The organism is Secundilactobacillus mixtipabuli, assembly GCF_002217925.1.
GTDB classification, from domain to species: Bacteria; Bacillota; Bacilli; order Lactobacillales; family Lactobacillaceae; genus Secundilactobacillus; species Secundilactobacillus mixtipabuli.
Genome location: NZ_BCMF01000081.1, coordinates 1 through 236, shown reverse-complemented (window position 1 = coordinate 236; position 236 = coordinate 1). Strand labels below are relative to the sequence as shown.

Annotated in this window: 1 rRNA gene; it reads left to right on the top strand. The window is 52.5% G+C overall.

Going from position 1 to position 236, the window contains the following annotated elements:
* Positions 1 to 236 (top strand): 23S ribosomal RNA (locus IWT5_RS12090); the annotation flags it as partial.

Genomic DNA, 236 nt, shown 5'->3' with positions numbered 1-236 from the left:
CTTCCTGGGGTTGTAGGACTGAACATTTGAGTTACCAAAGCAGCAGATAGTCGAACGGTTTGGGAAGACCGGCCAGAGCGGGTGATAGCCCCGTAGACGAAATTTACTGCCCTCAGTTTAGGATCCTGAGTACGGCCAGACACGTGAAACCTGGTCGGAATCCGGGAGGACCATCTCCCAAGGCTAAATACTCCCTAGTGACCGATAGTGAACCAGTACCGTGAGGGAAAGGTGAA